Here is an 8,194-nt window from a genome sequence, read left to right on the forward strand (position 1 = left end):
TGAAAAAGCAAGGATTACTTTCAGTGATCCTCAAAAGCTCCGCTTTGAAAAAGCAAGGATTACTTTCAGTGATCCTCAAAAGCTCCGCTTTGAAAAAGCAAGGATTACTTTCAGTGATCCTCAAAAGCTCCGCTTTGAAAATCAAAAAGCCGCTAAAAAACAAAAGCAAGCTATGTTTTTTAGCTTGCTTTTTGATTTATTCGTGACCTCGACAGGATTCAAACCTGTAACCTCTTGAGCCGTAATCAAGTGCGCTATTCAGTTGCGCCACGAGGCCTAATATTTTGTTTTCTCCATTTTCTACCAGCTGCCGTTTTAAGATATTTTTCTCTTGTTCTAGCCTCTATTCGAGTGGAAAAAACTTCTTGGTGAACCATTTTCCAAGGTATATATGCCTTTGTAGATGGTGTCTTTCCTGCATTATGTTCAAGTAACCTATCCGTAGGCCGGTCTGTCATTCCAACATAAAACCTACTACAACTTAAACTGTAAAGAACGTAAACATAAAACATACCTCACATTTTATGCGCCCCGCCCGAACGTGCCTAACGTCAGTTCGGCTCGGGCGGGTATTCAGTTGCGCCCGCCTGACCAGTCATTCGGGCAGGCCACGAGGCCTAACCTATCCCTTACTTGGTCTAAGCCCTTGTAAGAGGGTGCAAATATAAATCATTATTATACAATTACCATGAAGGAATTCAAAAAAATACTAAACCACTTCGGCGCTTAATCCGGCCTCTAAAAGCAGACTACATCGTGGTTCTAATTCGTCATAAGATCCAGTTTTAACCGTACATTTTCCTTTGTAATGTACGATCAAAGAACATTGCTCGGCCTGTTCGGGAGTATGTTCACAGGCGTAGATAAGAGTGTTGATTACATGATCGAAGGTATTGACATCGTCGTTATACAGAATAATCTCATTTTCCTTATCCTCCTTTACGGCATGGGCCTGATCTTCTTGTATTTTCTCTTTCGTACTCATAACAGCAGCTAAAACACTAAATTACAAATTTTGCAGCAATCCAGTTATTTTTCTTTTTATTGTCAACGAATTGAAAACCCAACTTATTGCAACATTGGGTAATAATTGGAAGATCCTCTTCATAAAACCCACTAAGGTACAGGATCCCGTTCGAAGCAAAACTTTTTCGATAGGTCGCCATATCATTCAGTAAAATATTTCGGTTGATGTTTGCAATAACTACGTCGTATTTTTGCTCAGGGATAATATTAGCATCGCCTAATTGTACCTTTATATGACTGCAATTATTTCGAGCTACATTTTCTTCTGAATTTTCAAAACACCAAGGATCAATGTCGATGGCATCGACTGTGGTTGCGCCACGCATTTCAGCTAAAATCGCCAGCACCGCCGTCCCACATCCCATATCCAATACGTGCTTCCCATCAAATTCATTTTCTAAAATATACTGAAGCATCATAAACGTGGTCTCGTGATGCCCCGTTCCGAAGGACATTTTGGGCTCAATCACAATCTCGTAAGGAACGTTCGCACTAGGGTGAAACGGAGCTCGTACTACACATTTCCCATCCACTTCAATAGCTTCGAAATTCTTTTCCCACTCTTCATTCCAGTTTATTTGCGCTATTTCCGAAAAAGAAGTGCTTATCGAAAATTCATCGGAACTGAGTATCTGTATCTCATCTAAGATGGTTGCTTTCCATTCGTTTTTTTGAATATAAGCCGTCACTCCGGTTTCCGTTTCAACAAAACTCTCAAAACCGGCATAACCCAATTGCGCAATTAATATTTCGGTCCCCGGCTGAAGCGGCTGAACGTTGAATTGATATTCGAGATAGATCTGTGACATTAAAACGCATTAACAATGGCCATAAAACTCTTTGCATCTAGCGCAGCCCCTCCTATTAACCCGCCATCCACATCGGGCTGTCCAAAGATCTCCTTGGCATTATCGGGTTTTACACTTCCGCCGTATAAAATTGAGACATTGTCTGCTACGGCTTCGGAATAATGCTCTGAAATGGTTTTGCGAATAAACTGATGCATTTCCTGGGCCTGTTCCGGCGAAGCCGTCTCGCCTGTCCCTATGGCCCAAACCGGTTCGTAGGCCAAAATAATCTGCTTCCAATCTGAATTAGCTATATGAAATAAACCCTCTCTTAATTGGCTTTCAACTACCTTAAAATGATTTTCGCCTTTCCGATCAGCCAGTTCTTCCCCAAAACAATAAATGGCGTTCATCTCATTTTGTAAAGCAGCACTTACTTTTTCAGCCAAAACCGCATTGTTTTCATGGAAATAGGCACGCCGTTCGCTATGTCCTAAAATAACCGTATGAACACCTACACTTTTCAGCATTTGAGCCGAAACTTCTCCGGTAAACGCACCGCTTTGGTCTTGGTGCATATTTTGTGCAGCGACCTCAATGGGATAATTCTTGAGGCTCGTAAAAGCAAATTGTAAATTCGTAAAGGTGGGTGCCACCATGACATTTACCTCATTCGGTATCACTTGTCCTTTAAGATCCTCCAAAAGATGTTCCGTTTCCGAGAGATCGTTGTTCATTTTCCAGTTTCCGGCTACTATTTTCTTTCTCATATTTTCAACTATTTACTATTTTGGGTTGTAAGGTCAATTTTATTGAATACCATTACTACCTACTATCTACTTATTTTTGGATCCAGCCAGCCGTAGATTATATCCACGAAAATATTGATTAAAATAAATAAGGTCGCAATCACGATAACCGCACCCATAATGATAGGCAGATCCAATGTATTTAACGCATCGACAATTTCTTTTCCCAAACCGTTCCATCCAAAGATATATTCTACAAAGACGGCCCCTGCCAACATGGAAGCAAACCATCCCGAAATGGCCGTTACTACCGGATTCAACGAATTTTTTAAAGCGTGGCGTCTAATAATGGTAAAAAAGGACAGCCCCTTGGCTTTGGCGGTTCGTATATAATCCTGATTTAAAACTTCCAACAGCGAATTGCGCATTAACTGACTTACCACCGCCAAGGGTCGAATACCCAGAACGATGGCCGGTAATATTAAATTCTTCCACTGAATATAGGTGCCTTCACCAAAATCGTCTACCGCATACAAACTTCCTGTCATATTCAAATTGGTGTATTCATGCAATAAAAACCCGAAGATCCATGCAAAAATTATCGCACTGAAAAAGGAAGGGACGCTCATACCCAAGGTACTAATCAATTGAATCAATTTATCGATCCAACCATCTTTAAACAACACCGAAATAATACCTAAAAGCACTCCCAGTATCATGGCTATAGTAATTGCCGAAACCGCCAATACCACCGTATTCGGTAATGTTTCGGAGATTACAGCACTGACCTTTTTACCGTTTTTCTGAAAGGATTCTCGCAAATAGGGCCATTTCAATACAACCTGGGTTTCATAAATCGTAAAGAGCAGCGCTGCTTTGTATTTGTCTTCAGCTAAATAAGTATAATCTCCAGTCTGTGTACTGTGAAATGACACTGGAGACAAGTCATTGACATACTGCAGGTATTGCAATCCGATAGGCTGGTCAAAACCGTATTTTTTCTTGACAACAGCAATCTGTTCGGCGCTTTCATTTTGCCCCAACATCATACGGGCAGGATCCCCCGGAAGAATGGTGAACAATAAGAAAATCACCGTCACTACTCCAAATAAAGTAAGCAATGCATAGCCTAATTTTTGAAGCACATATCCAGCCACTTTAGTTCAGTTTTAGCTTGTGGGCATCATTAAAATGTAATTTTTGACGTATGGTTCCCCTATTCAATTCCAAAATCCCGGGATTGCTTCGCACGATGGTTTTCAAGGTGGTTTCATCACAGAAATAGAAATTGAAGTTAAGTTGGTTCTTCTGGGCAAATGCATCCATCACTTCTTGTGAAGATGCAGACATACCAATGACCTTATAGCCTTTTTTTAAGGCTTCATTGGTTACATCACGAACGGCCGCAAATCCTTCCTTTTCCGAATTCGTCAAATTATACACCATGATAACGATCAATTTAGGCTCGTTAAGCATATCGGTAGTGAAATCTTCCCCGTCGCGTTCAATGCTAAAATCATGAACAGGTGGCTCATATCCCGCCTGTATCTCTCTTGTTTCAACGCTTATAAATTCTCCCTCCTGCTGCGGATAATCGCCGTTGGTGGTGATTATTTTTTCGGTTCCATTGACGTTAAACTTCCAGTTGTATTCGAAAATGGGAATGGGTGCACCTTCAGGTACCGTCATGCCTTCGGTAATATTCTTCCCAATTTTATAGGGTCTGAAATCGATAATGGGCAAATGCTGAAGTACGTAGTAGGTAATTCCCAAACAGCCCACGAACGACGCAAATACTAGGATACTTCGGGTTCCACTCGTAAAGAATGGTTGAATATGTTTTCTTCCGAAGTATAGAATAAGAATAAACACCAACAGGACGATATCCTTCGTAAACGACTCCCAAGGTGTTAATTTCAGTGCATCTCCGAAGCATCCACAGTCGGTCACCTTGTTGAAATAGGCCGAATAAAACGTGAGGAACGTAAAGAATACGATCATGAGAAGCAAACTCCATAAGGTGAATTTTTTGGCGTAACCAATAATAATCATGACCCCTAACAACACCTCGTAGATCACAACAAAGATGGCAATGACCAGGGCGTAGGGCACCAAAAACTCTAAGTTTAGCACATCGGGTGCAAAATAATCTTTCAGTTTGAACGAAAACCCGACCGGGTCATTCAGTTTGATCAAACCACTGATAAGAAATAAGATTCCAACAAATATTCTGGAGATGCCAACGAGTACTTTCATATTAGTCTTTTAAATGTATTAAGGCGAAAACGGCGTAATTGATCATGTCTTGATAATTCGCATCGATTCCTTCGCTCACCAATGTTTTTCCTTGATTGTCTTCTATTTGCTTTACGCGAAGTAATTTCTGAAGAATGAGGTCGGTCAACGAACTCACTCGCATATCGCGCCATGCTTCACCATAGTCGTGATTTTTATCGAGCATAAGCTGTTTGGTAATGGCGATTTGTTCGTCGTATAATTGGGTAGCATCCTCCAAAGAGAGGTCAGGTTGCTCCACGACACCTTTTTCCAACTGAATCAATGCCATCACCGAATAATTAATAATACCCATAAACTCACTTACCTCGCCCTCGTCCACCTTTTGCTCTGTATTCTTCTGAAGGCCTCGTATTCGCTGTGCCTTAATAAAAATTTGATCGGTCAAGGAAGGAAGTCGGAGAATTCGCCAGGCACTTCCGTAGTCCTTCATTTTATTGATAAACAACGATCTACACTTTTCAATGACTGCATCGTATTGTTTGGAAGTATCCGGCATGTTAGTTCTAGTATTTTGCGTAAATTTCGGGTAAATAAATCAATTTAAAAAATTGCAAACGATCAATTGTCAAGGCACACTTATAGACCTATCCATTCCAAGGGCAATGGGTATTATAAATGTGACTCCCGATTCGTTTTATGACGGCGGAAAAACCAGATCGGAAAAAGCGATTCTTATGCAGGCAGAGACCATGCTTGCTGAAGGCGCCACCTTTTTGGATGTGGGAGGATACAGTTCCCGTCCCGGTGCTGTTGCTATTTCTGAAGACGAAGAATTACAACGTGTACTGCCAGCCATTGAAGCAATTCTACAATATTTCCCCAATGCTTTGATCTCTGTTGACAGCTTCCGAAGCACGGTTGCGAAAAAAGCGGTGGAGGCAGGAGCAGTTATGGTGAATGATATTTCGGGCGGAACACTGGATGCCAAAATGTTAGCTACTGTTTCAGAATTGAACGTTCCCTATATTGTGATGCATATGCGAGGCACACCACAGAACATGACGCAACTCACAGATTATAAAGATAGTAGTAAGGAACTGCTGTTTTATTTTTCTGAAAAAGTAGCAGAGGTCAGAAAATTAGGCCTCAATGATGTTATTGTTGATCCGGGTTTTGGCTTCGCCAAAACCCGATCCCAAAACTTCGAATTGCTCAACAACTTAGAGCTATTTAAAATGCTGGAAGTTCCTTATTTGGTTGGAATTTCACGAAAATCGATGATCTACAAAACATTGGAAACCAGTGTGGAAAATGCCCTAAACGGCACTACAGTACTCCATTCGGTTGCCTTGTTGAAAGGAGCGGCTATTCTAAGAGTACACGACGTAAGAGAAGCCGTTGAGTGCATCACCCTCTTGGAAAACCTAAAAGGCAGTTCTTAATTTTTTTAAATATTTACCCTACTTTTACAAAAACCACATAGCCTTTGGAACTACTAGATTTTGCCGAAATTAGAATCATCGATATAATCGATGTGGTGCTGGTTGCATTTCTGCTTTACTACGTTTACAAGCTCGTTAAAGGGACCGTGGCCATCAACATTTTTGTAGGGATCGTTATTCTATACGCCATCTGGAAGCTAACAGAGCTGTTGGAAATGGAACTTTTCAGCAAGATCCTTGGAGGATTCTTAGGTGTTGGAATGTTTGCCCTCATTGTGGTATTTCAACAAGAAATTAGAAAGTTCCTCCTCATGTTAGGTTCCACCAATTTTGGGGCCAGAAGAAAATTTTTACGTCAATTTAAATTGCTCTCCAGCGATGGTGGCACTATTACTAATGTCAAAGCAATTATCGAAGCCTGTAAAAAGATGGGGGCCTCAAACACAGGTGCAATCATCGTTTTACAGCGAAATAACAGCCTCGATTTTGTAAAAAGTACCGGGGATGAAATGCATGTAGAAGTCAACCAACCTATTGTTGAAAGTATCTTCTTTAAAAATAGTCCGTTACACGATGGTGCTATGATCATCGAGGACAATATCATAACGGCAACCCGTGTCATTTTACCAGTTTCCAATGATCGAAGCATTCCGTTGCGATTTGGCCTTCGACATAGAGCGGCCGTTGGAATTACCGAAAAGACCGATGCTATTTGTTTGGTCGTTTCGGAGGAGAACGGACAAATTTCGTATTTAAAAAATGGTGACTTCGTATTGTATGATTCGCTCGAGGAACTGACCAAGCAGATCGAAAAAGATCTAAAGTATTAACCAATGGTATGTAAGAATTGTAAGGTCGCCCTGCTGGAACAAAATAACTATTGTCCAAACTGCGGTGGAAAAGTGATTCGCAAACGCATTAATTTCAGAAACCTATTAAACGATTTCGGCGCCCAATTCCTCAATTACGACAATAAATTTTTACAAACTTTTATCGCTCTTTTTACCCAACCGAACGATGTAATTGGTAGTTATATTCAGGGAACCCGAAAAAAATACGTAAACGTAATTAGTTATTTTGCCATAGCCATTACGCTTTCCGGATTGCAAATTTTTATTCTGAATAAATTCTTCCCGGAGGTTTTAGATCTTTCCACTGTTACTGCCAAGGGTACCGAAGACTTTTCGAAGAAGAACTTAGAATTCATCAATGAATACCAATCCTTGGTTATGATGCTATACGTGCCCCTCTATGCCTTATTGGCCAGATTGGTCTTTCTGAAAAACAAAAAGTTTAATTATACCGAACTGCTGGTGATCTTTGCGTATATCCTTTCTCAAATTTCTATTATAAGCGCAGTGATCACGGTAATTTTTGCCCTATTTGGAGTGTCTATTGGATCCATGGCCCTATTCCTTCTACCCCTTCAAATTATCTATTCTGCGTATTGTTTGAAGGCCTTGTATACGCTTTCTGCAGAAGGAATTATCTTAAAAACCTTGATGTTTCTTGTAATCCTGGGAGTTTGCTTCTTTCTTTTTGCCATGATCATGGGAGTCTTTATGTATTATTCCGGGGACTTTGAGAAAATCATTGAAGCCCAAAAAGCTGCCAAAGAAGTATCTTATACAATTTCTTCACTCATAAACTGGACTTCGTAGAGTTTTCGGTAGTAGCCGTCTTGTTTTTTTAGAAGCTGCTTATGCGTTCCTGTTTCTACAATCTTTCCTGCTTCCATAACCAAAATCCTATCGGCTTTTTTTATGGTCGCCAATCGGTGGGCTATGACAATAGAAGTTCTTCCTTGTGTGATCTTTTCGGTAGCCGTCTGAATCATTTCTTCGGAATAGGAGTCCACCGAAGAAGTAGCTTCATCCAAAACCAAAATGCTTGGTTTGTTTACATAGGCCCTTAAAAAGGCAATCAACTGCCGCTGTCCCGAAGATAACAT

General features: G+C 40.7%; 12 protein-coding genes and 1 tRNA gene. 4 read left to right on the forward strand and 9 right to left on the reverse strand.

Annotated elements, in window-relative coordinates:
* Nucleotides 1–238, forward strand: a 238-nt coding sequence (locus K8F54_RS08075; protein WP_290789292.1) for a hypothetical protein, incomplete at its 5' end; no start/stop codon positions are given.
* On the opposite strand, the gene K8F54_RS08080 is transcribed toward K8F54_RS08075, so the two are convergent.
* The 8 genes from K8F54_RS08080 to K8F54_RS08115 form a co-directional block, all read right to left on the reverse strand.
* Nucleotides 204–277, reverse strand: a tRNA-Arg gene (locus K8F54_RS08080). The two genes, K8F54_RS08075 and K8F54_RS08080, sit on opposite strands and share 35 nt — an antisense overlap.
* Nucleotides 255–512 carry a GIY-YIG nuclease family protein gene (locus K8F54_RS08085; protein ID WP_290789294.1) on the reverse strand — a complete coding sequence of 86 codons (258 nt, stop codon included), beginning with the start codon at nt 510–512 and terminating at the stop codon, nt 255–257. Before K8F54_RS08085 ends, K8F54_RS08080 begins: the two co-directional genes overlap by 23 nt.
* A gap of 197 nt (nt 513–709) precedes the next feature.
* Complete coding sequence (locus K8F54_RS08090) at nt 710–985, reverse strand: ATP-dependent Clp protease adaptor ClpS (RefSeq protein WP_290789296.1); 276 nt, start codon at nt 983–985, stop codon at nt 710–712.
* Nucleotides 986–1,001: 16 nt separating this feature from the next.
* Entirely contained in the window at nt 1,002–1,835 is an 834-nt protein-coding gene (prmA, locus tag K8F54_RS08095) for a 50S ribosomal protein L11 methyltransferase (RefSeq protein ID WP_290789298.1), read from the reverse strand.
* The gene (tpiA, locus tag K8F54_RS08100; RefSeq protein ID WP_290789300.1) at nt 1,835–2,584 is read right to left on the reverse strand and encodes a triose-phosphate isomerase; all 750 of its coding nucleotides are present in this window, start codon (nt 2,582–2,584) and stop codon (nt 1,835–1,837) included. Before tpiA ends, prmA begins: the two co-directional genes overlap by 1 nt.
* A 62-nt stretch (nt 2,585–2,646) precedes the next feature.
* Nucleotides 2,647–3,720: an ABC transporter permease gene (locus K8F54_RS08105; RefSeq protein ID WP_290789302.1), complete on the reverse strand. Its 1,074-nt coding sequence runs from the start codon at nt 3,718–3,720 to the stop codon at nt 2,647–2,649.
* Between the two features lies 1 nt (nt 3,721).
* Complete coding sequence (locus tag K8F54_RS08110) at nt 3,722–4,819, reverse strand: BT_3928 family protein (RefSeq protein ID WP_290789304.1); 1,098 nt, start codon at nt 4,817–4,819, stop codon at nt 3,722–3,724.
* A gap of 1 nt (nt 4,820) precedes the next feature.
* On the reverse strand, nt 4,821–5,357 hold the full coding sequence (locus K8F54_RS08115) for a DUF1599 domain-containing protein (protein ID WP_290789306.1): 537 nt from the start codon (nt 5,355–5,357) through the stop codon (nt 4,821–4,823).
* 52 nt (nt 5,358–5,409) lie between these two features.
* Here K8F54_RS08115 and folP point away from each other — a divergent pair, with 52 nt between their 5' ends.
* The 3 genes from folP to K8F54_RS08130 are packed head-to-tail and all read left to right on the forward strand — an operon-like array spanning nt 5,410 to nt 7,904.
* The gene (gene folP / locus K8F54_RS08120) at nt 5,410–6,243 is read left to right on the forward strand and encodes a dihydropteroate synthase (RefSeq protein ID WP_290789308.1); all 834 of its coding nucleotides are present in this window, start codon (nt 5,410–5,412) and stop codon (nt 6,241–6,243) included.
* A gap of 44 nt (nt 6,244–6,287) precedes the next feature.
* Complete coding sequence (locus K8F54_RS08125) at nt 6,288–7,073, forward strand: diadenylate cyclase (RefSeq protein WP_290789310.1); 786 nt, start codon at nt 6,288–6,290, stop codon at nt 7,071–7,073.
* A 3-nt stretch (nt 7,074–7,076) separates the two neighbouring features.
* Nucleotides 7,077–7,904, forward strand: coding sequence for a DUF3667 domain-containing protein (locus K8F54_RS08130; protein WP_290789312.1), 828 nt, complete (start codon nt 7,077–7,079; stop codon nt 7,902–7,904).
* Here K8F54_RS08130 and K8F54_RS08135 read toward each other — a convergent pair.
* Nucleotides 7,868–8,194, reverse strand: a 327-nt coding sequence (locus K8F54_RS08135) for an ATP-binding cassette domain-containing protein (RefSeq protein ID WP_290789314.1), incomplete at its 5' end; no start/stop codon positions are given. The genes K8F54_RS08130 and K8F54_RS08135 overlap by 37 nt on opposite strands.

This window comes from Altibacter sp., from assembly GCF_019913785.1.
Taxonomy (GTDB): domain Bacteria; phylum Bacteroidota; class Bacteroidia; order Flavobacteriales; family Flavobacteriaceae; genus Altibacter.